Annotated in this window: 20 protein-coding genes; 13 read left to right on the forward strand and 7 right to left on the reverse strand. The window is 69.4% G+C overall.

Going from position 1 to position 23600, the window contains the following annotated elements; translation table 11 throughout:
- Window position 1 precedes the first annotated feature (1 nt).
- Complete coding sequence (locus tag IH68_RS0111145) at window positions 2-676, reverse strand: DUF3105 domain-containing protein (protein WP_030932346.1); 675 nt, start codon at window positions 674-676, stop codon at window positions 2-4.
- 354 nt (window positions 677-1030) lie between these two features.
- Between IH68_RS0111145 and IH68_RS0111150 the strand changes: the two genes are divergently transcribed.
- Window positions 1031-2392, forward strand: coding sequence for a glutamine synthetase family protein (locus IH68_RS0111150; protein ID WP_030932349.1), 1362 nt, complete (start codon window positions 1031-1033; stop codon window positions 2390-2392).
- Between the two features lie 70 nt (window positions 2393-2462).
- Here the strand turns inward: IH68_RS0111150 and IH68_RS0111155 are convergent, their stop codons facing one another.
- Window positions 2463-2903: a VOC family protein gene (locus IH68_RS0111155; protein ID WP_030932352.1), complete on the reverse strand. Its 441-nt coding sequence runs from the start codon at window positions 2901-2903 to the stop codon at window positions 2463-2465.
- A 34-nt stretch (window positions 2904-2937) separates the two neighbouring features.
- Window positions 2938-3450 (reverse strand): pyridoxamine 5'-phosphate oxidase family protein, encoded by a 513-nt coding sequence (locus IH68_RS0111160; protein ID WP_030932354.1) that lies wholly within the window; start codon window positions 3448-3450, stop codon window positions 2938-2940.
- Window positions 3451-3632: 182 nt separating this feature from the next.
- Here IH68_RS0111160 and IH68_RS0111165 point away from each other — a divergent pair, with 182 nt between their 5' ends.
- Complete coding sequence (locus IH68_RS0111165) at window positions 3633-6629, forward strand: bifunctional [glutamine synthetase] adenylyltransferase/[glutamine synthetase]-adenylyl-L-tyrosine phosphorylase (protein ID WP_030932357.1); 2997 nt, start codon at window positions 3633-3635, stop codon at window positions 6627-6629.
- A gap of 122 nt (window positions 6630-6751) precedes the next feature.
- Here the strand turns inward: IH68_RS0111165 and IH68_RS0111170 are convergent, their stop codons facing one another.
- On the reverse strand, window positions 6752-7363 hold the full coding sequence (locus IH68_RS0111170) for a TetR/AcrR family transcriptional regulator (protein ID WP_030932360.1): 612 nt from the start codon (window positions 7361-7363) through the stop codon (window positions 6752-6754).
- 191 nt (window positions 7364-7554) lie between these two features.
- Here IH68_RS0111170 and IH68_RS0111175 point away from each other — a divergent pair, with 191 nt between their 5' ends.
- Both IH68_RS0111175 and IH68_RS0111180 read left to right on the forward strand, forming a co-directional pair.
- Complete coding sequence (locus tag IH68_RS0111175; RefSeq protein WP_030932364.1) at window positions 7555-9015, forward strand: APC family permease; 1461 nt, start codon at window positions 7555-7557, stop codon at window positions 9013-9015.
- A 45-nt stretch (window positions 9016-9060) separates the two neighbouring features.
- Window positions 9061-10635 (forward strand): amidohydrolase, encoded by a 1575-nt coding sequence (locus IH68_RS0111180; protein ID WP_030932368.1) that lies wholly within the window; start codon window positions 9061-9063, stop codon window positions 10633-10635.
- 8 nt (window positions 10636-10643) lie between these two features.
- Here IH68_RS0111180 and IH68_RS0111185 read toward each other — a convergent pair whose 3' ends face one another.
- Both IH68_RS0111185 and IH68_RS0111190 read right to left on the reverse strand, forming a co-directional pair.
- A complete protein-coding gene (locus IH68_RS0111185; protein ID WP_051833408.1) occupies window positions 10644-11597 on the reverse strand; it encodes a phosphatase PAP2 family protein in 954 nt (317 codons plus the stop codon).
- A 131-nt stretch (window positions 11598-11728) separates the two neighbouring features.
- Window positions 11729-12763 carry a LacI family DNA-binding transcriptional regulator gene (locus tag IH68_RS0111190; protein ID WP_030932374.1) on the reverse strand — a complete coding sequence of 345 codons (1035 nt, stop codon included), beginning with the start codon at window positions 12761-12763 and terminating at the stop codon, window positions 11729-11731.
- Window positions 12764-13155: 392 nt separating this feature from the next.
- Here IH68_RS0111190 and IH68_RS0111195 point away from each other — a divergent pair, with 392 nt between their 5' ends.
- The 9 genes from IH68_RS0111195 to IH68_RS49740 all read left to right on the forward strand — a co-directional run bounded on the left by IH68_RS0111195 (window position 13156) and on the right by IH68_RS49740 (window position 23372).
- Window positions 13156-14427, forward strand: a complete 1272-nt coding sequence (locus IH68_RS0111195; protein ID WP_030932377.1) for an extracellular solute-binding protein — start codon at window positions 13156-13158, stop codon at window positions 14425-14427.
- Between the two features lie 134 nt (window positions 14428-14561).
- A complete protein-coding gene (locus IH68_RS0111200; protein WP_030932381.1) occupies window positions 14562-15566 on the forward strand; it encodes a carbohydrate ABC transporter permease in 1005 nt (334 codons plus the stop codon).
- Window positions 15567-15579: 13 nt separating this feature from the next.
- A complete protein-coding gene (locus IH68_RS0111205; RefSeq protein WP_030932383.1) occupies window positions 15580-16497 on the forward strand; it encodes a sugar ABC transporter permease in 918 nt (305 codons plus the stop codon).
- 171 nt (window positions 16498-16668) lie between these two features.
- Window positions 16669-18345, forward strand: coding sequence for a glycoside hydrolase family 13 protein (locus tag IH68_RS0111210; RefSeq protein WP_030932387.1), 1677 nt, complete (start codon window positions 16669-16671; stop codon window positions 18343-18345).
- Between the two features lie 62 nt (window positions 18346-18407).
- A complete protein-coding gene (locus tag IH68_RS0111215; protein WP_063763513.1) occupies window positions 18408-18902 on the forward strand; it encodes a GNAT family N-acetyltransferase in 495 nt (164 codons plus the stop codon).
- A 125-nt stretch (window positions 18903-19027) separates the two neighbouring features.
- The gene (locus IH68_RS0111220) at window positions 19028-20401 is read left to right on the forward strand and encodes an alpha-amylase (protein ID WP_030932392.1); all 1374 of its coding nucleotides are present in this window, start codon (window positions 19028-19030) and stop codon (window positions 20399-20401) included.
- A 127-nt stretch (window positions 20402-20528) separates the two neighbouring features.
- A complete protein-coding gene (locus IH68_RS0111225; protein WP_030932396.1) occupies window positions 20529-21929 on the forward strand; it encodes a glycoside hydrolase family 30 protein in 1401 nt (466 codons plus the stop codon).
- A gap of 371 nt (window positions 21930-22300) precedes the next feature.
- Complete coding sequence (locus IH68_RS57945; protein ID WP_234341311.1) at window positions 22301-22396, forward strand: helix-turn-helix domain-containing protein; 96 nt, start codon at window positions 22301-22303, stop codon at window positions 22394-22396.
- Window positions 22397-22484: 88 nt separating this feature from the next.
- Window positions 22485-23372 carry an RNA-guided endonuclease InsQ/TnpB family protein gene (locus tag IH68_RS49740; RefSeq protein WP_234341313.1) on the forward strand — a complete coding sequence of 296 codons (888 nt, stop codon included), beginning with the start codon at window positions 22485-22487 and terminating at the stop codon, window positions 23370-23372.
- A gap of 19 nt (window positions 23373-23391) precedes the next feature.
- On the opposite strand, the gene IH68_RS56340 is transcribed toward IH68_RS49740, so the two are convergent.
- The gene (locus IH68_RS56340; protein ID WP_159403667.1) at window positions 23392-23541 is read right to left on the reverse strand and encodes a hypothetical protein; all 150 of its coding nucleotides are present in this window, start codon (window positions 23539-23541) and stop codon (window positions 23392-23394) included.
- Between the last annotated feature and the right edge of the window lie 59 nt (window positions 23542-23600).

Genomic DNA, 23600 nt, shown 5'->3' on the forward strand with positions numbered 1-23600 from the left:
GTCACATCGTCCCGCCGGTGCAGGAGGCACCCGGCTCCGGGGTCTGCTTGCCCTGCACATACGTCTCGAAGAACTTGGCGACCTTCGGGTCGTCGGCGCTCGTCACGCTCAGCTGGTGCCCCCACGCCGACAGCTCGATCGGGGAGGACTGGTCGGAGTACGGGCTCATCAGCGAGTACGGCGTCTGCTTCACCTTCGCCGCGAGCTTGTCCACGTCGGACTTCTTCGCCTTGTCGGTGTACGTCACCCAGACCGCGCCGTGCTCCAGGGCGTGTACGGCGTTCTCGTCGTGCACGGCCTTGGTGTAGACGTCGCCGTTGCAGTTGAGCCACACCTGGTTGTGGTTGCCGCCGACCGGAGGGTGCATCGGGTAGCCGACCGTCCCGGTGACATGGTTGCGGGCCAGCTTGCCCGTCCAGGTCCGCACCCCGTCCTTGCCGGTGACGAAGTGCCCCTTGCCGTCGCCCGAGGACGTCGTGTCGCTCGCCGTGTCGCTCTTCTTGCCGTCCTGCGACTTCACGATGAAGACACCGCCGACCACCAGAGCGGCGACGACCAGCACGCTCGCGCCGATCGTGAGGATCCGGTTGCGCCGCTCGCGGGCCTGCTCGGCGCGCCGCATCTCCTCTATTCGAGCCTTGCGTGCCGCGCTGCTGCTCTTCTTGGCGGTGGCCATCGCAGTGTCCTTCTGGGGGAATCGGGTGGGGGGTGGGAAAAAATGTCGGTCGGGTCGCCTGATCGTAGTGGGAGACCGGTGACGTTTTGCAGACGGGGCAAGGGAAAGCCGGTTCCTGCGGAGGCGCTCATTACCTTCTGCCGGGCCTCCCATTACGGATGTCGGTCCGAGCAGGCAAGATGGGCGGTGAGCAGTACACCCGCCGTTGGCGAGGCGTTCAGGCCGCGGTCGGCCGGCCGATCATGGTCGGCAACGCGCACGAAATGCTGTTGTGGTGTGATGCTCAGGTGCCCGACCGCCTCCTGCGGGACAGGGAGACAGGCGGCCTGACCAGCAAGGATGGGGAAGCGGAAGATGGACAAGCAGCAGGAGTTCGTGCTCCGGACACTGGAGGAGCGCGACATCCGTTTCGTACGGCTGTGGTTCACGGACGTGCTGGGCTTCCTCAAGTCCGTCGCCGTGGCCCCCGCCGAGCTTGAACAGGCCTTCGACGAGGGCATCGGCTTCGACGGCTCGGCGATCGAGGGCTTCGCCCGTGTCTACGAGTCCGACATGATCGCCAAGCCGGACCCGTCGACCTTCCAGATCCTGCCCTGGCGCGCCGAGGCCCCCGGCACCGCCCGCATGTTCTGCGACATCCTCATGCCGGACGGCTCCCCGTCCTTCGCCGACCCGCGCTACGTCCTCAAGCGCGCCCTGACCCGCGGCTCCGACCTGGGCTTCACCTTCTACACCCACCCGGAGATCGAGTTCTTCCTGCTGAAGGACCGCCCGCTGGACGGCACGCGCCCGACGCCCGCCGACAACTCCGGCTACTTCGACCACACCCCGCAGAACATCGGCATGGACTTCCGCCGCCAGGCGATCACCATGCTGGAGTCGATGGGCATCTCGGTCGAGTTCTCCCACCACGAGGGCGCCCCGGGCCAGCAGGAGATCGACCTCCGCTACGCCGACGCGCTCTCCACGGCGGACAACATCATGACGTTCCGCCTGGTCATGAAGCAGGTGGCACTGGAGCAGGGCGTCCAGGCGACCTTCATGCCGAAGCCGTTCTCGGAGCACCCGGGCAGCGGCATGCACACGCACCTCTCCCTCTTCGAGGGCGACAGGAACGCGTTCTACGAGTCCGGCTCGGAGTACCAGCTCTCCAAGGTCGGCCGCTCCTTCATCGCGGGCCTGCTCAAGCACGCGGCGGAGATCTCCGCGGTCACCAACCAGTGGGTGAACTCCTACAAGCGCATCTGGGGCGGCTCGGAGCGCACGGCCGGCGCCGGCGGCGAGGCCCCCTCCTACATCTGCTGGGGCCACAACAACCGCTCGGCCCTGGTCCGCGTCCCGATGTACAAGCCCGGCAAGACGGGCTCCGCGCGGGTCGAGGTCCGCTCCCTGGACTCGGGCGCGAACCCGTACCTGGCGTACGCGCTGCTGCTGGCCGCCGGCCTGAAGGGCATCGAGCAGGGCTACGAGCTCCCGCCGGGCGCCGAGGACGACGTCTGGGCCCTCTCGGACGCCGAGCGCCGCGCGATGGGCATCGAGCCCCTCCCGCAGAACCTGGGCGAGGCGCTCACTCTGATGGAGCGCAGCGACCTGGTCGCCGAGACCCTGGGCGAGCACGTCTTCGATTTCTTCCTGCGCAACAAGCGCCAGGAGTGGGAGGAGTACCGCAGCGAGGTCACGGCGTTCGAGCTGCGGAAGAACCTGCCGGTTCTGTAGTTCTGTAGGGCTCTCCGCTCCAGAAACGCACGGGAAGGCCGCGGCGCCGATGCGCCGCGGCCTTCGTCGGCTACTGCCGCTGGGCCGCCAGGTCGGCCAGCACCTTGTGCAGGGGTTCCGTCTCCCGGCGCCGGTACTCCTGGATGGCCCAGCCGTTGCCGTCCGGGTCCTTGAAGTACATGAAGGTGGCGCCGTCCTGCGGGGCGAACTGCTGCGGCTCGGTGACCTCCAGCCCGCGCGCCGTCAGCTCCTCGTACGCCGCCTTCGCGTCCGTCACGCAGAGCTGCATCCCGTGGTACGTCCCCGGCTGCGGCGTCCCGGTCGGCACCTGCAGGCCGTCGACCAGCGCGATCGAACACCCCGACCCGGGCGGGGTGAGCTGGACGATCCGCACCCCCTCCATCACCTCGCCGTCGAGATCCACATGGAAGCCGACCTTGTCCCGGTAGAACTCCTTGGCCCGGTCCACGTCCGAGACCGGCAGCAGGATCACTTCGAGGCTCATCTCCATGGAGCGACTCCCTTGTCGTTGCGTCGGTCGTACGTCACTCGAATCGCCACCGCGTCTGGCTGAACGGCTCCCCCTTACCGAAGCCGAAAACGGTGCGGGGCGCCACAGAGAATACGAACGCGGGCCCGCCGCCGTGGTGGAACGCTCCGTCCCGTACCTCGAAGTGCCAGAAGCTGCCGTACTTGGCCTCCCACGCGGCGGCCAGCTCGCGCAGCCGGTCCTCGTCGGCCACGCGCACCGCCTCGCCCTCCACGACCAGGTCGTACCCCTTGTCCCAGCTGTTGCTGCCGGTCGTCAGCACGACCTGCGGATTGCCCGCGAGGTTCTTCGCCTTGCGCTCCTCGGGGCCCGTGCAGAAGTGCAACGCGCCGTCCGCCCAGACCGCGGGCAGCGGCGTCACATGCGGCCGCCCGCCCGGCCGCACGGTCGAGATCCAGAACAGCTCGGCCTGAGCGAGCAGCGCCTCGGCCTCGGACCAGGCGGTCGCGGTGGCCTGCGGGTCGCTGTACAGGGGGTCGAGACGGGTCTGCGGGTCGTTGTCCGCCATGGGCTGCCACTCCTCGTACCGGAGAATCCGTGCAGGAATCCCTGCGGAGTCCCTGCGAAGTCCCTTCGAAGAGAAGACCGCTTCCGCCGGGGGAACTCATCGGTCGTCCCGCCCCGGCGCTTGTGTCAGTGTCTGCGGTTAGGCTCGGGCCAGTACGACCTTGATCCGACAGGAGGACGGGGATGACGGTGCCCGGGCGCAGAAGCAGTACCTTCACGCGGCTGCTGCGGCACGGGTTCACCGATCCCTCCGCCGCCGAGCGGCTGCTGGACAGCGTCGAGCTGATGCCCGTGCGGGACGACCCGGTGCTGCTCGACGCGCTGGGTGCGACCGCCGACCCGGACCTGGCGCTGCTCGGTCTGGTACGGCTCCTGGAGGCCCAGCCGGGGCCCACCGCGCACCGCGAGCTGCTCGACACGCTCATAGCGGCCAAGCCGCTGCGCGACCGGCTGCTCGGCGTGCTCGGTGCCTCCGCCGCGCTCGCCGACCATCTGGCCCGGCACCCGCGTGACTGGGAGGCGCTGGTCACCTACGAGCCGCGGGATCTGCACCCGGGGGTGGAGGAGTTCGAGCGGGGCCTCGCGGAGGCCACCGACCCCGTCTCCCTGCGGGTCGCTTACCGCCGCTGCCTGCTGTCCATCGCCGCCCGCGACGTGTGCGGCACCACCGACCTCGCCGAGACCGCCGCCGAACTCGCCGACCTCGCCACCGCCACCCTGCGCGCCGCCCTCGCCATCGCCCGCGCCGCCGCGCCCGAGGACGCCGCGCTGTGCCGGCTCGCGGTCATCGCGATGGGCAAGTGCGGCGGCCATGAGCTCAACTACGTCTCCGACGTCGATGTGATCTTCGTGGGCGAGGCCGTCGACGGGGCAGACGAGGGCAAGGCCCTGCGCTCCGCCACCAAGCTCGCCTCGCACATGATGCGGATCTGTTCCGAGACGACGGTGGAGGGGTCCATCTGGCCGGTCGACGCCAATCTGCGCCCCGAGGGCAGAAACGGTCCGCTGGTCCGTACCCTCTCCAGCCACCTCGCCTACTACCAGCGCTGGGCCAAGACCTGGGAGTTCCAGGCGCTGCTCAAGGCCCGCCCGGTGGCCGGCGACATCGAGCTCGGCGAGGAGTACGTCGCCGCCCTCGAACCCCTCGTCTGGAAGGCCGCCGAGCGGGAGAACTTCGTCGTCGACGTCCAGAGGATGCGCCGCCGGGTCGTCGAGAACATCCCCGCCGCCGAGGTCGACCGCGAACTGAAGCTCGGCCCCGGAGGCCTCAGGGACGTCGAATTCGCCGTACAGCTGCTGCAGTTGGTGCACGGGCGGGCGGACGCGGCGCTGCGCAGCGGCACCACCCTGGACGCGCTGCAGGCGCTGGCGGCGGGCGGGTACGTGGGGCGGGCCGACGCCGTGCAGCTCGACGACGCCTACCGCTTCCTGCGCTCCATGGAGCACCGCATCCAGCTCTACCGCCTGCGCCGCACCCATCTCGTCCCCGAGGACGAGGCGGACCAGCGCCGCATCGGGCGGTCCCTGGGCCTGCGCGTCGACCCGGTCGCCGAGCTCAACCGCGAATGGCGGCGGCACGCAGCCGTCGTACGGCGTCTGCACGAGAAGCTCTTCTACCGCCCCCTGCTCGACGCGGTCGCCCAACTCGCCCCCGGCGAGGCCCGGTTGAGCCCGGAGGCAGCCAGGGAGCGGCTGGTCGCGCTCGGCTACGGCGACCCGGCCGCCGCCCTGCGCCACCTGGAGGCGCTGGCCTCCGGGGTGACGAGAAAGGCCGCCATCCAGCGGACCCTGCTGCCCGTGCTCCTTGGCTGGTTCGCGGACTCCGCCGACCCGGACGCCGGCCTGCTCAACTTCCGCAAGGTCTCGGACGCGCTCGGCAAGACCCCCTGGTATCTGCGGCTGCTGCGGGACGAGGGCGCCGCGGCCGAGAACCTCGCACGCGTACTGTCCGCCGGGCGCCTCGCCCCCGACCTGCTGATGCGCGCCCCGGAGGCGGTGGCCCTGCTCGGCGACGGCGACGGCGGGGGGCTGGAGCCGCGCGAGCGCGCCCAGCTGGAGCAGGAGATCCTCGCCGCCGTCGGCCGCGCGGAGAACGCCCAGCAGGCGGTCACCGCGGCCCGCGGCGTCCGCCGCCGCGAGCTGTTCCGTACGGCCGCGGTCGACATCGTCGGCTCCTACGGCACCGAGACCCAGCCCGCCGAGGCCGACCAGGGCGCGCTGGTGGACCTGGTCGGCGGCGCGGTGTCCGACCTGACGGCGGCGACGCTCGCCGGGACGCTGCGTGCGGTGGTGCGCGACGGCTGGGGCGACAAACTGCCGACCCGCTTCGCCGTGATCGGCATGGGGCGCTTCGGGGGGCACGAACTGGGTTACGGCTCCGACGCGGACGTGATCTTCGTGCACGAGCCGTGGGAGGGCGTGGCCGAGCAGGAGGCCTCCGAGGCGGCGAACAAGGTCGTCTCCGAGATGCGGCGGCTGCTGCAGATCCCGAGCGCGGACCCGCCGCTGCTGATCGACGCGGACCTGCGGCCCGAGGGCAAGTCCGGGCCGCTGGTACGGACACTGAAGTCGTACGAGGCATACTACCGCCGCTGGTCCCTGGTCTGGGAGTCGCAGGCGCTGCTGCGGGCCGAGCCGGTCGCCGGGGACGAGGAGCTGGGGCGGTCCTTCATCGAGCTGATCGATCCGCTGAGGTATCCGGCGGAGGGGCTCGGGGACGACGCCATACGGGAGATCCGCCGCCTGAAGGCCCGCATGGAGTCCGAGCGGATGCCCCGCGGCGCCGACCCCAAGCTGCACACCAAGCTCGGGCCCGGCGGCCTGTCCGACGTCGAATGGACCGTGCAGCTGCTGCAGCTGCAGCACGGCTGGGCCGAGCTGGGCCTGCGCACGACCCGTACCCGGGAGGCGCTCGCGGCGGCGGCCGCGGCCGAGCTGATCTCGACCGAGGACGCGTCGATCCTGGACGAGGCGTGGGTACTGGCCACGCGCGTGCGCAACGCGGTGATGCTGGTGCGCGGCCGCGCGGGGGACACCTTTCCGTCGGACGGGCGTGAACTGGCCGCGGTGGGGCGGTACTTGGGGTACGGGGACGGCCATGTGGGGGACATGCTGGACGGTTATCGCCGTACGGCCCGTCGGGCTCGGGCGGTGGTGGAGACGCTGTTCTACGGTGCGTAGTCGGCTGCGGGTTGTCTGTGGCGGGTCGCTTCCCCACTCTCGGCTTCGCTCGAGCGGGGGGACCCCCATCGCGGCGGAGCCGCTGATGCGCACCGCCCCGCGCCCCTGAAGACAAGGCCCGGTTAGCCGCCCGCCGCCAGTGTGCTCCTTGCATGGGCGAGGAACCCCGCCAGCCCCACCTCGAACGCCCGGTTCGTCCGCCCCTCGCCCGCCGCCGCCAGCGCCTCTGCCAGCCGTGGCGTCGGAGTCGTCTCCGTCAGCACCCACATCGTCTCGGGTGCCGCGAGGTCGAGGGCCGACCCCAGCACCAGGTTCTCCAGGGCGATGATCAGCGGCATCACGTCACCCGGCGCGAAGCCCGCGTCGAGCAGAAGTGTCACGGCCCGTTCGTACTGCTCCAGCACCCGGGGCGCTCGTACGGGTGACGTCATCAGCAGCGGGATCGCCTTCGGATGAGCGGCGAACGCCGCCCGGTAGGAGCGCGCCCACGCCTCCACTGCCGCGTCCCACGGCGTGGCATCCAGCGTGCCGGGATCGATCGCGGCCGCGACCCGCTCCCGCAGCAGTTCCACGATGCCGTCCCGGCCGTCCACATGGTGGTACACGGAACCGGTCTGCACCCCGAGCCGCTTCGCGATCTGCGGCACGCTGAAGTCGCCCTGCTCATCGACGAGTTGCAGTGCCGTCGTGGTGATGCGCTCACGGTCGAGGAGCGGTGTGCGCGGCCGTCCCATGCGTGTGATCCCCCTGGAGATGCGAGTGAAGGTGCGGGACAGGTCTTCCCGGATGCCCAGGAGGAGGCTACATTGCCGAAACCGAAAGCCTTTAGATTTACGGGCCCGGACACCGCCACGTGTTCCGGGAACGCCGGCCACCCCGCACGCCCGGAACACTCCCCGTCCGCCGCGCTCGAAGGGCTTCGCCCATGTCCGTCACCACCCCCGATGCCTCCGCGGAGAGCACGCCACCCGGCACCGCGACCCTCCGCTCCGGCTCCCTCGGCACCGCCGACATCGCCTTCTTCGTGGTGTCCGCCGCCGCCCCGCTCACCGTCATGGCCGGCGTCGCGCCGCTCGCGATCCTGCTCGGCGGCATCGGCGCCCCCGCCGGCTACCTCATCGCCGGCATCACCCTCGCCGTCTTCGCCGTCGGCTTCACCACCATGAGCCGCCATGTGAAGAGCGGCGGCGCGTTCTACGCGTACATCACCCGCGGCCTCGGCCGACCCGTCGGCATCGGCGCCGCGCTGCTCGCCCTGATCGGCTACAACGGCATGGAGATCGGCGTCTACGGCCTCCTCGCCTCCGCCACCAGGGACACCCTGCACGCCGTTTTCGGCGCCGACGTCCCCTGGCTGCCGATCTCCCTCGCCGGCCTCCTCCTCATCGGCTACGGCGGCTACCGCTCCATCGACTTCGGCGCCAAGGTCCTCGGCGTCCTGCTCGTCGCCGAGACCGGCATCCTGGCGCTCCTCGCGGGCGGTGTGCTCGTCAAGGGCGGCGCACACGGCCTGTCCGGCGCCTCCTTCGCCCCGGGCCACGTCCTGGTCTCCGGAACTGCCGTCGTTCTGGCCTTCGCCTTCGCCGCGTTCACCGGCTTCGAGTCGACCGTCATCTACCGCCGCGAAGCCCGCAACCCGGAACGCACGGTCCCGCGCGCGACCTACGTGGCCATCGGCTTCCTCGGCCTCTTCTACGCCTTCATGGTCTGGATCGTCATTCAGGCCTTCGGCAACCAGGAAGTGATCGCGGCCGCCGCCAAGGACCCCGGCGGGCTCTTCTTCTCCGCCATCACCACCTACGCCGGCGGCTGGGCGGCCGACCTGATGCACATCTTCATCGTCACCAGCGTCATCGCCTCCCTCCTCGCCTTCCACAACGCGATCAACCGCTACGCCCTCGCCCTCGCCGAGGAGGGCGTCCTGCCGAAACGGCTGGGCCGCATCCACCCCCGCCACCGCTCCCCGTACGTCGCCGGAGTCGCCCAGACCGTCCTCGGCGCGGTCGTCGTACTCGCCTTCTGGGCAGCCGGCGCCGACCCGTACCAACAGCTGCTTCTGTGGGTCAACACCCCCGGAATGATCGGCCTGTTCACCCTCCAGCTGCTCGCCGCGATCGCCGTACCCTGCTACTTCCGGCGCGTACGGCACCAGGAGGGCACCCTGCGCACGGTCGTCGCGCCGGTCACCGCCGCCGTGCTCCTCGCCACGGCGATAGGGCTGGTCATCACCCACATCGACCTGTTCACCGGCGCCTCGCCCACCGTCAACACCATCCTGATCGTGACCGCGCCCGCCGTCTTCGTCGTAGGCCTGGGCCTTGCCTGGTGGCTGCGCCGCGAACGGCCGCAGGTGTACGCGGACTTCGCCGCCGAGCCCGCCGAATAGACGAAGAGCCGAACCGCATCACCCGACAAGGGAGTTCACCTCACCATGCCCACCCCCGGCCTGATCCTCACCGGCGCCAAGGTCCGCACTCTCGACCCCGCCCGGCCGTACGCCACCGCCGTCGCCGTGCGCGACGGGGTGATCGCCGCGGTCGGCGACGAGAGCGACGTCCGCGACTGGCGCGGGCCGGGCACCGAGGTCGTAGCCCTGGAGGGGGCGCACCTCGTGCCCGGACTCGTGGACGCGCACAGCCACCCCGTGTGGGGGCTGGACATGGCGACCGGCGTCGATCTGTCGGGGGTGACGGACCTTGCCGGGCTGCGGGCGGCCCTCGCCGCCGCCGAGCGGATCGACGGCTGGGTGATCGGACACGCCCTCGACCACAACGCCTTCGAGGGCCGACCCGTCGACCGCACCCTCATCGAGGACGTGCTCGCCGGAGCACCCGCCTTCCTGCGCCTCTACGACGGCCACTCCGCCCTCGCGACCGGCGCGGCGCTCGCCGCGGCGGGCGTGACCGGGCCGCGGTCCTTCACCCAGCGCTCGGAGGTGGTCTGCGACGCCGAGGGGCGGCCGACGGGACACCTCGTCGAGCACGCGGCGATGGACCTGCTGGCTCCGGTCCTGCCCCGCCCGTCCTATACCGCCCGCCGCGCCCGTCTGGTGGAGCTGCTGTCGGCGATGGCCGCGACCGGTCTGACCGGGGCGCACGTCATGGACGCCGGGGATGCGGAGCTGGTCGGCTCCGTGGCCGGCGAGACGGTGCTGCCGGTGCGGCTGCGGTTCGCGCCGTGGTGCATGCCGGGAGTCGACGAGGCGGGCCTGGCGGAGCTGAGCGCCCTCCAGGGGCGCGGCGGCCGGCACTGGCAGGTCGGCGGGGTGAAGTTCTTCATGGACGGCACGGTGGAGGGCGGCACGGCCTGGCTGGAGCACGCCGACTGCCACGGCCAGGGCACCGAGGCGTTCTGGCCGGACCCCGAGGCGTACGCGGCGGCCGTACGACACCTGCACACGGCCGGCGTCCGCACAGCCACCCACGCCATCGGCGACGCGGCGGTACGGCACGCCCTGGACGTGGTGGCCGCCCTCGGCCCGACCGGCAGGGACCGCCACCGCATCGAACACATCGAGACGGCCCCGGACGACCTCCTGCCGCGCTTCGCCGAGCTGGGCGTGGCGGCATCGATGCAGCCCCCGCACACCGCATACACCCGCGCCGACGGCACCGACGAGTGGTCCCGCCGCCTGGGCACCACCCGCGCCGCCCACGCCTGGCGCCTGCGTGACCTGCGCGACGCCGGCGCCACCGTCGCCCTGGGCTCGGACTGGCCGATCGCCCACTACGACGCCCGGGCCGTGCTGGCGACGGCACGCGCGCCGAGGGGCGCGGCTTCGGCGCGGGGAGCGGGTTTGACGGGCCTGGAGGCCCTGGAGGGCTGCACGACCCACGCGGCACGAGCGGCGGGGGAGGCGGAGGTGACCGGCCGTATCGCCGTCGGGTACCGGGCCGACCTCACGGCCTTCGCCCTGGATCCCGTGGAGGCCCCGGCGGACGAGCTGGCGCAGGCGCCGGTACGGCTGACGGTGACCGGGGGCCACGTGATACACCGCGGCGAGTGAAGCGCCCTTCAGGGGCGCGGGACCGTGTCATTTTGCGGCTCCGCCGCGATGGGGGTCCCCCCGCTCGAGCGAAGCCGAGAGTGGGGGAGCGACCAGCCACGACGCAGCCGCACACGATTGACGGCCTGACTCGGCACAACCCGCGGAGCGCGAGGCAGCGCATACGGCAAGGTCCCGTACCAGACCCGCGCCACCGCGAATCCGAACGCCAGGCACAGCAGCCCGCCCACCGCATCGAGCCAGAAGTGATTCGCGGTGGCGACAATGACGATCAAGGTCGCCGCCGGGTACAGCAGCCCCAGCACACGCACCCACGGCACCCTGGCCAGCGCAAAGATCGTCAGCCCGCACCACACGGACCACCCGATGTGCATGGACGGCATCGCCGCGTACTGGTTCGACATGTGCTTCAGGTCGCCGGAGGCCATCGAACCCCAGGTCTGATGGACCATGACCGTGTCGATGAAGGTGCTGCCGTGCATCAGCCGCGGCGGCGCCAGCGGATACAGGTAGTAACCGACCAGTGCCACGCCCGTCGTCGCGAACAGCACCAGCCGTGTCGCCGCATAGCGCCCCGGGTGACTACGGTAGAGCCACACCAGCACACCCAGCGTGACCACGAAGTGCAGCGTCGCGTAGTAGTAGTTCATCCCGACGATCAGCCAAGTCACCGAGTTCGCGGCGTGGTTGACCGACTCCTCGACGGCGATGCCGAGATGGTGCTCCATCCGCCACAGCCAGTCGGCATTGCGCAGCGCCTGGCCGCGCTGTTCCGGAACCGCGTTGCGGATCAGTGAGTACGTCCAGTAACTCACCGCGATCAGAACGATCTCGAACCAGAGGCGGGGGCGGCGCGGGGTGCGCAGCCGGTGCAGGAAGCCCGGCCTGTTCGCGGCCGTGAGGGAGTCGGGAACGGCCGTCTGTTCACGGTCGTCCAGACTGGTCACGGTCGAGTCACCCATGGGCACAAAGTCTGCCAGAAACGCCTTCTGCGACCGATCATCCCGCGGTCGGGTTCGGGCCGCATGTTCTACAACAGACGGACGTGCGCGCCTACTCCCGACGCACTGCAGGAATTCGAGGATTCTCCGCCTTAGGGACGATTCCGGTCCCCAGGCGCCGAAGCCGTCGAACCACGCACCACCAGCTCCGGCATGAACACGAACTCGCTGTGGGGCGCAGGCGTCCCACCGATCTCCTCCAGCAACGTACGCACCGCCGCCTGACCCATGGCGGGGACGGGCTTGCGGACCGTTGTCAGCGGCGGGTCCGTGAAGGCGATCAAGGGGGAGTCGTCGAAGCCCACCACCGAGACGTCCCGCGGGACTTCGAGTCCGAGCTGCCGCGCGGCGCGTATCGCGCCGAGCGCCATCATGTCGCTCGCGCACACCACCGCCGTGCAGTCACGGCCGATCAGCGCCGTGGCGGCGGCCTGGCCGCCCTCCAGCGTGTACAGCGAATGCTGAACGAGCTCCGTCTCGATCGTCTGCGCGCTCAGACCGGTCTGGTCCTGCATCGACCGCACAAAGCCCTCGATCTTGCGCTGCACCGGCACGAAGCGCTTGGGGCCGAGGGCGAGACCGATCCGCACATGCCCCAGCGACACCAGGTGCGTGACCGCCAGCGTCATCGCCGCGCGGTCGTCGGGGGAGATGAACGGCGCCTGCACCTTCGGCGAGAAGCCGTCCACCAGCACATACGGCACGCCCTGAGCGCGCAGCCGCTCGTAGCGCTCCATGTCGGCGGTGGTGTCGGCGTGCAGTCCGGAGACGTAGATGATGCCGGCGACCCCGCGGTCGACCAGCATCTCCGTCAGCTCGTCCTCGGTGGATCCGCCCGGGGTCTGGGTGGCGAGCACCGGGGTGTAGCCCTGCCGGGTCAGTGCCTGGCCGATCACCTGGGCCAGCGCCGGGAATATCGGGTTCTCCAGCTCCGGGGTTATCAGGCCCACCAGGCCCTCGCTGCGCTGCCGCAGCCGCACCGGGCGCTCGTACCCGAGGACGTCGAGGGCGGCGAGCACGGACTGGCGGGTGGTGGCGGCGACGCCCGGCTTGCCGTTGAGGACGCGGCTGACGGTCGCTTCGCTCACCCCCGCCTGAGCAGCGATGTCGGCAAGCCGTGTGGTCACAGGGGTGGACTGTACCGGCCGACCGTCACTTTGCACACCAATCGGGCGCCGGGCACGAGCGGTTGCACGGCCCCGAGCGGGTTGCTGCGTCATCGCGGTCCCTCGTGTTCTGGTGGGCGCCTGGTTCGGCAAGAGCTTGCAGAGTCTTGCACAAGACTCCCACGGCCCGCTCAGAGGCTTCAATACTCGGTTGCGCGGGGGTCGAGGAGAGGTCACGGGCATGTAACTCTCGCGGGGTCTTGCAATTTTTTGCTGCAAGACCTTTCGCGCAGCTTTCATCGCTGTTACGTTCACGTCGCCCGGCGGCCGCAACGGCGCAGTCGGCAAGACAGCGGGAGCGGCAGACGGGGTCGCCCCTGCATCACACGGGCTTTCACCCTCAAGGAGAACTCATGCGGCGTGGCATAGCGGCCACCGCGCTGGTGGCGTCCTTCGCCCTCGCGGCGACGGCCTGCGGCGGAAGCGACAGCGGCAGCAAGTCCGACGGTCCGGTCACCATCACCTGGTGGGACACCTCCAACGCCACCAATGAGGCGCCGACGTACAAGGCCCTGGTCAAGGAGTTCGAGGCCGCCAACAAGGACATCAAGGTCAAGTACGTCAACGTCCCCTTCGACCAGGCGCAGAACAAGTTCGACACCGCCGCCGGCTCCAAGGGCGCCCCGGACGTGCTGCGTTCCGAGGTCGGCTGGACCCCCGCCTTCGCCAAGAAGGGCTACTTCCTGCCGCTGGACGGCACCGAGGCCCTGAAGGACCAGAGCAAGTTCCGCTCGAACCTGATCGAGCAGGCCAAGTACGACGGCAAGACCTACGGTGTCCCGCTGGTCACCGACACCCTCGCCCTCGTCTACAACAAGGCGCTCTTCAAGAAGGCCGGCATCACCGAGGCCCCCAAGACCTGGGACGAGCTGAAGGCCGACGCCGCCAAGATCGACTCCAAGGCCAAGGTCTACGGCTACTGGGGCTCCACCCAGTCCTACTACGCGCAGACCTTCCTCTACGGCGAGGGCACCGACACCGTCGACGCCACCGCCAAGAAGATCACCGTGAACTCGGCCCCCGCGAAGAAGGCCTACGGCACCTGGCTGAGCCTCTTCAAGGGACAGGGCCTGCACAAGGCCGACACCACCGCCGACGCCTACGCCCACATCCAGGACGCGTTCGTCAACGGCAAGGTCGCCTCGATCATCCAGGGCCCCTGGGAGATCACGAACTTCTACAAGGGCTCGGCCTTCAAGGACAAGTCCAACCTCGGCATCGCCACCGTCCCGGCCGGCTCCACCGGCAAGGCGGGGGCCCCGACCGGCGGCCACAACCTGTCCGTCTACGCCGGCTCGGACTCCGCCCACCAGAAGGCGGCTCTGAAGTTCGTCAACTTCATGACCTCCGCGAAGTCGCAGACGGAGATCGCCCTGAAGAACTCCACGCTGCCGACCCGCGACGACGCCTACACCGCCGAGGTCAAGGCCGACCCGGGCATCGCCGGCTTCCAGACGGTCCTGCCCGCCGCCCAGCCGCGCCCGGCGCTGCCCGAGTACAGCTCCCTGTGGACCCCGCTGGACACCGAGCTGACCGCCATCGCCGGCGGCAAGGAGTCCCTCGACAAGGGCCTGAGCAACGCCGAGCTCGCCATGGCCAAGCTGGTGCCGGACTTCAGCAAGTGATCCCCGAGTGACCGTCGGGTCCGCCATTACATGGGGGGACGGACCCGGCGGTCACCGGCCTGTGCCCAGCCCGCCCGCCACTTTGACTGCCGTAGAACTTCCCAGGCCGTAGAACTCCCCAGAAGGTGTCGAACATGACAGTCGCCATCGACCGCGCCACCGGCAAACGCCACGGTGACCGCGCGCCACGGCCCGGGTTGGGCGGGCGCCTCAAGCGCAGCTACCAGAAGTACTGGTACGCGTACGCGATGATCGCCCCGGTGATCGTCGTGCTCGGCGCCCTCGTGCTGTACCCGTTGGTGTACGGCCTGTACCTGACGCTCACGGACGCCAACAGCCTCAACACCGCGCGCACGATCGGCGTCAACCACATCGACGCCACCTACAAGTTCATCGGGCTCGACAACTACAAGGACATCCTGTTCGGCCCGACGGCCTATGACCGCTTCTGGTCGCACTTCATCTGGACGATCGTCTGGACGGCCCTCTGTGTCGCCCTGCACTACACGATCGGACTCGGCCTCGCGCTGCTGCTCAACCAGAAGCTGCGCGGCCGCACCTTCTACCGGCTGATCCTCATCCTGCCGTGGGCCGTGCCGACCTTCGTCACCGTCTTCGGCTGGCGGTTCATGCTCGCCGACGGCGGCATCGTCAACCTGGCACTCGACGCACTGCACCTGCCGTCACCGGACTGGCTCGAGGACACCTTCTGGCAGCGGTTCGCCGCGATCATGGTCAACACCTGGTGCGGTGTGCCGTTCATGATGGTCTCCCTGCTCGGCGGACTGCAGTCCATCGACGCCTCCCTGTACGAGGCCGCCGAGATGGACGGCGCCACCGCCTGGCAGCGGTTCCGCTACGTCACCCTGCCGGGTCTCAGGTCCGTCAGCTCCACCGTCGTCCTGCTCGGCATCATCTGGACCTTCAACCAGTTCGCCGTGATCTTCCTGCTGTTCGGCAACACCGCCCCGGACGCCCAGATCCTCGTCACCTGGGCCTACTACCTCGGCTTCGGACAGCAACCGCGTGACTTCGCACAGTCCGCCGCCTACGGCATCCTGCTGCTGGCCATCCTGATCGTCTTCACCTCCTTCTACCGCCGCTGGCTGAACCGCAATGAGCAGCAGCTCGCGATCTGAGGCAGGAGTCCCCATGAGCACCGCAACACCGCCCGAGATCAAGCCGGGCAGCCCAGTGACCCCGCAGGTCCTCGCCGCATCGCGGCTCCGCCCGGTCCGGCGTGGGGAGCGCGGCCCCGTCGCCTCCCTCGTCTCGCACGGCATCCTGACCGTCGCGAGCCTGATCGCCTTCTTCCCGGTCGCCTGGCTGGTCTATCTGTCCCTCGGCCCGGACAAGGACGACTACCTCCACCCGGGTGGTATCTGGTCGAAGATGACGTTCTCGAACTACTCCTTCGTGCTGCAGCACACGGAGTTCTTCGACTGGCTGAAGAGCTCGCTGATCGTCTCGCTCGGCACCACGGTCATCGGCGTGCTGATCGCCGCGACCACCGGCTACGCGGTCTCCCGCATGCGCTTCCCGGGCTACAAGAAGTTCATGTGGGTGCTCCTGGTCACCCAGATGTTCCCAGTGGCCGTACTCATGGTGCCGATGTACCAGATCCTGTCGGACCTGCAGCTCATCGACAGCTACCTCGGTCTCATCCTCGTCTACTGCTCCACCGTGGTGCCCTACTGCGCATGGCTGCTGAAGGGCTACTTCGACACGATCCCGTTCGAGATCGACGAGGCCGGACGCGTCGACGGGCTGACCCCCTTCGGCACGTTCGCGCGACTGATCCTGCCGCTCGCCAAGCCGGGCCTGGCGGTCGCCGCCTTCTACAGCTTCCTCACCGCCTTCGGCGAGGTCGCGTTCGCGTCGACCTTCATGCTGTCCGACACGAAGTACACCTTCGCCGTCGGCCTGCAGACCTTCGTCAGCGAGCACGACGCCCAGCGCAACCTGATGGCCGCGACGGCGGTGCTGATCGCGATACCGGTGTCCGCGTTCTTCTATCTCGTGCAGAAGAACCTGGTGACCGGCCTCACCGCAGGCGGCACAAAGGGCTAGAACGCCGGTTGTAAAGCGCCCCGCAAGGGGCGCGGGGAACTGCGCGACCAGCCACAACGGCGCCGCACCCAAAACCCGAGACGGCCGTGGTGTCCATCCGACCCCGCTGTCACCGCGGCCGTCTCGTCACGCACACCTGACCCAATGACTCCGTTGAGCCCCAAGGACGCCATGAGCCAGCAGCACACCGCCACCGCCCCGGCACCGAACCCCGCCAAAGCCAAGCGCAGCGACTGGTGGCGGGACGCGGTGATCTACCAGGTCTATCCGCGCAGCTTCGCCGACAGCAACGGTGACGGCATGGGCGATCTGGAAGGCGTACGCTCCCGACTCCCGTATCTGCGCGACCTCGGCGTGGACGCCGTGTGGCTCAGCCCCTTCTACGCCTCCCCGCAGGCCGACGCCGGCTACGACGTCGCCGACTACCGGGCCGTGGACGCCATGTTCGGCAACCTCCTCGACGCCGACGCGCTGATCCGCGACGCCCACGAGCTGAGCCTGAGGATCATCGTCGACCTCGTCCCCAACCACTCCTCCGACCAGCACGAGTGGTTCAAGCGGGCGCTGCGCGAGGGCCCCGGCTCGCCGCTGAGGGACCGCTACCACTTCCGCCCCGGCAAGGGAGAGAACGGCGAACTCCCGCCCAACGACTGGGAGTCCATCTTCGGCGGCCCGGCCTGGACCCGCATCACCGAGCCGGACGGCACGCCGGGGGAGTGGTACCTCCACCTCTTCGCGCCCGAGCAGCCCGACTTCAACTGGGAACACCCGGCCGTCGGCGACGAGTTCCGCTCGATCCTGCGCTTCTGGCTCGACATGGGTGTCGACGGCTTCCGCATCGACGTGGCCCACGGCCTGGTCAAGGCGGAGGGCCTGCCCGACCTCGGCTCCCACGAACAGCTGAAGCTACTGGGCAACGATGTCATGCCGTTCTTCGACCAGGACGGTGTGCACGAGATCTACCGCCAGTGGCGGCTCATCCTCGACGAGTACTCCGGCGAGCGCATCTTCGTCGCCGAGGCCTGGACTCCGACCGTCGAGCGCACGGCGAACTACGTCCGCCCGGACGAACTCCACCAGGCCTTCAACTTCCAGTACCTGTCGACCGATTGGGACGCCGACGAGCTCCGCAAGGTCGTCGACCGCACCCTGGAGGCGATGCGCCCGGTGGGCGCCCCCGCCACCTGGGTCCTCTCCAACCACGACGTCACCCGCCACGCCACCCGCTTCGCCAACCCGCCCGGCCTCGGCACCCAGATCCGCCTGGCCGGCGACCGCGCGCTGGGGCTCAGGCGCGCCAGGGCCGCCACGCTGCTGATGCTGGCGCTGCCCGGATCGGCCTACGTCTACCAGGGCGAGGAGCTCGGCCTCCCGGACGTCGTCGACCTCCCGGACGAGGTGCGCCAGGACCCGGCGTACTTCCGCGGCGCCGGCCAGGACGGCTTCCGCGACGGCTGCCGGGTGCCGATCCCGTGGACGCGCACGGGATCCTCGTACGGCTTCGGCGACGGCGGCAGCTGGCTCCCGCAGCCCGAGGGCTGGGGCGAGCTGAGCGTCGAGGCGCAGACCGGCGTGCCCGGCTCGACCCTGGAGCTGTACCGCTCCGCCCTCGCCGTCCGCCGCGAGCAGCCCGACCTGGGCGCGGGCGACGCGGTGGAGTGGCTGCGCGCCCCCGAGGGCGTACTCGCCTTCCGGCGCGGGCAGTTCGTGTGCGTCGCCAACACGGGCGGCGAGTCGGTGACGACTCCGGCGTACGGCCGTGTCCTGCTCACCAGCGGCGAGGTCACCGAGGCGGACGGCGAGACGAAGGTGCCGGCGGACACGACGGTGTGGTTCACGGCAACCTGACACCCCACTCCAAGGAGGCCTGCCGTCCCGCCGAACGGCAGGCCTCTGCCATGCTCACCGTCATGCAGCACCTGACTCTCACGACAACCCGCCTGCACCTGCGCCCGGTTGAGCAGCAGGACGTCCCGGCCCACGTTCGCCTGTGGACCGACGCCGAGGTACGCCGACACCTGGGCGGGCCCGTCGACGCAGAGGTGGTCCGGGCCCGCGAACAGGGATGCGTCGGGGCGCCGGGGCTGCTGAGCATCGTGCGCCGGGCGGACGGGCAGGTCGTCGGCTCGGTACTGGCGGAGGCGGAGGCGCGGAACGGCCACACGGAGATCTCGTACCAACTGCTGCCGGAACACTGGGGATACGGCTATGCACGTGAGGCCGTGACGGCGGTCGTCGACTGGGCCGCGGTCGCGCTGCCCGGGCGCGAGATCGTCGCCGTCACCCAGGAGACCAACACCCGCTCCCGTCGCCTCCTCGACGCCGTCGGCGGCATCCTCGCCGAGCGGTTCGTCGAGTTCGGGGAGCCGCAGGTGCTGTATCGGATGCCGTTCCGCGCCTCCTGAAAAGTTCTTGCATCAACTTCACACGGCCCGCTGCCTTTTCAGGCAGCGGGCCTTTAACATCTCCGTCACCGCAAGTTTGCGGGAAAGTTTCTGCAAGAGCCTTCAACGGTGAAGGAGACCCCCACATGGCACGCAGAACCCTCGCGGCGACCATCGCCCTCACAGCGGCCGCCCTTGTCATGACCCCGACTTCCGCGGATGCGACCCCGCCCGGCACCAAGGACGTCACCGCCGTCCTCTTCGAGTGGAACTTCGCCTCCGTCGCCAAGGAGTGCACCAACACCCTCGGCCCCGCCGGCTACGGCTACGTCCAGGTCAGCCCACCCGCCGAGCACATACAGGGCTCGCAGTGGTGGACCTCGTACCAGCCGGTGAGCTACAGGATCGCGGGTCGGCTCGGAGACGCGACGGCCTTCAAGAACATGATCGACACCTGTCACGCGGCAGGAGTGAAGGTCGTCGTCGACACCGTCATCAACCACATGACGTCGGGCAGCGGTACCGGCACCGGTGGCTCTTCGTACACGAAGTACAACTACCCCGGCCTGTACTCCTCCGCCGACATGGACGACTGCACCTCCACGGTCAGCGACTACACCAACCGCGCCAACGTCCAGAACTGCGAACTCGTCGGCCTCGCCGATCTGGACACGGGCGAGGAGTACGTCCGCGCCACCATCGCCGGCTACATGAACAGCCTCCTCGGCTACGGCGCAGACGGCTTCCGCATCGACGCGGCCAAGCACATCCCGGCGACCGACCTCGCGAACATCAAGTCCCGGCTGAGCAACCCCTCGGTGTACTGGAAGCAGGAGGTCATCTACGGCGCCGGAGAGGCCGTCCAGCCCACCGAGTACACCGGAAACGGCGACGTCCAGGAGTTCCGCTACGCCTACGACCTCAAGCGGGTCTTCAACAACGAGAAGCTGGCCTACCTCACCAACTTCGGCGAGGGCTGGGACTACATGAACAGTGCCTTGGCAGGTGTCTTCGTGGACAACCACGACACCGAGCGCAACGGCTCGACCCTGAACTACAAGAACGGCGCCAACTACACCCTCGCCAACGTCTTCATGCTGGCCTACCCCTACGGCGCCCCCGACATCAACTCCGGCTACGAATGGTCCGACACGGACGCCGGCCCGCCCAACAACGGCCAGGTCGACGCCTGCTGGCAGGACGGCTGGAAGTGCCAGCACGCCTGGCCCGAGATCGTCCGCATGGTCGCCTTCCGCAACGCCACCCGCGGCCAGTCGGTGACCAACTGGTGGGACAACGGCAACAACGCCATCGCCTTCGGCCGCGGCAGCAAGGGCTTCGTGGCCATCAACCACGAGTCGAGCAGCCTGACCCGCACCTACCAGACATCGCTGCCCGCGGGGACGTACTGCAACGTGCAGAACAACACCAGCGTCACGGTCGGCTCCAACGGCCAGTTCAGCGCCACCCTCGGCTCCAACACCGCCCTCGCGATCTACGCGGGCAAGACGAGCTGCTGAGCGACACAGGACAGCGGACCCGCAACAGCCAAAGGGGAACGTGGGATTGACGCTCATCGAGTGTCGTCCTACGTTCCCTGATGTCTGTGGGAGCGCTCCCAGGCGGCGTTCCCGTGAAGGGAGCATCATGCAGCGCAGGCTCAGAAACTGGGCGTTGACGTCCTTTGCGGCTCTGCTGACGGCCGCCGCCACCACCGCGGCCGCCCTGCCGGAGCCGGCCGCCGCCACCTCGGCGACCATCAACGGCTCGACCACCTACCAGCCGATCGACGGCTTCGGCTTCTCCGAACACTTCGGACGGGCCGCCATCATGAACGGCTCGCAAGGGTTACCCGCGGCCAAGCAGCACGAGATCCTCGACCTCCTTCTCAGCCGCACGACCGGCGCCGGCCTCAGCATCCTGCGTCTCGGTATCGACTCCGGCATCCAGCCCACCGACCCGGGCGGCCCGAACGCGACTCCCGAATACACCTGGGACGGCGTCGACAAGGGCCAGGTGTGGCTGGCCAAGCAGGCCAAGGCGTACGGCGTGAACCGCTTCTACGCCGACGCCTGGACCGCCCCCGGCTATATGAAGACCAACGGCACGGACGCCGACGGCGGCACGCTGTGCGGCCTGTCCGGCGCGACGTGCGCGAGCGGCGACTGGCGGCAGGCGTATGCGAACTTCCTGGTCCAGTACGCCAAGTTCTACCGCCAGGAGGGCATCGGCGTCACCGACCTCGGCTTCACCAACGAGCCCGACTGGACGGCGACGTACGACTCCATGCGCCTGACCCCCGCCCAGGCCGTGGAGTTCACGAAGGTCTTCGGCCCGATCGCACGCCGGGCCGGGTACAAGGTCACGTGCTGCGACTCCTTCGGCTGGGACCAGGAGAAGGCCTACAGCAGCGCGATCGAGGCGGACCCGACCGCGCGGGGCCTGGTCACCACCCACACCGGCCACACCTACGCCAGCAAGGTCGACGGCCCCCTCCCGACGCAGAAGCGCAGCTGGATGTCGGAGTGGTCCCCCGACGGCACCACCTGGAACGAGAACTGGGACGACGGCAGCGGCTACGACGGCTTCACCGTCGCCTCCGCCATCCACGACGCCCTCACCAAGGGAAACACCAGCGGCTACGTGTACTGGTACGGCGCCTCGACGGGCGCCACCCGGGGTCTGATCCAGATGGACGGCGACAGCTACCACGTCTCCAAGCGCCTGTGGGCGATGGCCAACTACAGCCGCTTCATCCGCCCGGGAGCCACCCGCATCGGCGCCACGACCTCCGACTCCGACCTCAACCTGTCGGCGTTCCGCAACATCGACGGGACGGTGACCGTCGTAGCGCTGAACGCCTCCACCAGCGCGACGCCGGTCACCTTCGACCTGAAGAACACGGGAATTGGCAAAGGCACGGCGACCCCGTACCTGACCGACGCCACGCACAGCACGGCACAGCAGCAGACCGTGGCGGTCAGCAGGAGTGCACTGACCGCCACGGTTCCGGCCCGGTCTCTGGTCACCTACACCATCAGGCGATAGAGCCCGCTCACTTCCATGTGTCACTCGTGGTGTATCCGGACGAACTGCCCGTCGAGTACGAGCGGTTCGTCCCGGACGCCCAAATCACGTTCCCAGGGCTGTTCTTCTTGGGGAATCTGCACTCGATCGTCGTGCCCTAGCGGGCGCGATCACCGGTTTGCTTCAGGTCGGAGCGCCGGGAAGGCGAAGTCGAGTCGCCGGGGCGATTCGGCGTTTCGGGAGGCTACGGGGCTGAGCACGACCGTGAACAGGCGGTGGCGATGGGGAGCTGCGGTAGCTGGCCGGGGGCGGCGGCCGGGAGAGGTCACTCACCCGGGTGATGTTGATCGATGGCGTGCGCGACCCGGGAACGCGCGGGCTAGGTTCTCGGCATGGCACGGTTTCGGATGTACCCGACGAGCGAGCAGGCGAGCATCATGCTCGGCCACTGCGCGCACGCCCGGTACGTGTGGAACCTGGCCGCATGAGGGTTTCCGGGTTATCGGTACCGATCGCGTACCCGAGTACAACGAGGACGGGTCGCCGAAGCTGAACGCGAAGACCGGCAGACAGGTCATGGGCCGCTCGGTCGTGGTGCAGAAGCTGAATCGGCGGTGGGCGCAGGTGAAGGTGCCGGGCTGTGGGTGGGTGCGCTTCCGGCTGTCCCGCTCTGGCCTGCCGAAGGCGAAGACGTTCCGCGTCACGTACCGCAACGGTCAGTGGCACATCGCGTTCGCCGTCGTCCCCGAGCCGATCGAGAAGCCCGGCACGGGTGGGGTCATCGGCATCGACCGGGGCGTGAAGATCACCGCTGCCCTCTCGGACGGCCGGAAGCTGAACTGCCCGCAGCTCACCACGAAGGAACGCGCCCGGATCCGCAAGCACCAGCGACGGGCTGCCCGCGCCCCCAAGGGCAGCGAGGTCAAGACCGCCGAGTACGCCAAGGTCGCCCGCCTCAAGGCCCGCGAAGCCGACCGGCGCAAGGACTGGTGCGAGAAGACCAGTACCGTGCTCGCCCGCACATATGGCCTCGTCCGGTTCGAAAAGCTGAACATCAAGAATATGACCCGCTCTGCGAAGGGGACGGTCGACCAGCCCGGCACGCGGGTCAGGCAGAAGGCCGGTCTGAACCGGGTGATCCTCGCCCAGGGCTGGGGCCTGCTCCGGCAGCGCACTGAGGACAAGGCTCCGGGCCGGGTCGAGGACGTCCCCGCTCCCTTTACGTCTCTGCGGTGCAGTGCCTGCGGTTGGATCGAGAAGAACTCGCGCAAGAGTCAAGCCGAGTTCGTCTGCGTGTCCTGCGGGTTCACTTGCTACGCGGACGAGAACGCAGCAACCAATGTCGCGGCAGGACAGGGCGGGATCCCCCGGCGCTCAGCCGGTGCCGGAGGGATGACAGCGGCCACAAGCCGTTCGAGTGTCCGTGAACCTCAACCCATCCGGGTTGGAATCCCCCTCTTTTAAGAGGGGGAGGATGTCAATCCTAGAGGTTGGCGATGACGTCGCCTTTTGCGGTGGTGTCCGCGTGTGCGGAGGCTGCGGGCAGGGTCACGGCGCCCGCGAGGGCCAGTGCGCCGGCGGCCACGGCGCCGGCCGTGCGCCGGAAGACACCCGGAGGTCGGTGTCCGGTCATGTGCGGCTCCGATGAAAGGTGTTGGGGTTTCAACCAGTGGTCGACCAGTGGTGAGAGTG

Origin of the sequence: Streptomyces sp. NRRL S-646, assembly GCF_000720765.1 — a bacterium.
Taxonomy (GTDB): Bacteria; Actinomycetota; Actinomycetes; order Streptomycetales; family Streptomycetaceae; genus Streptomyces.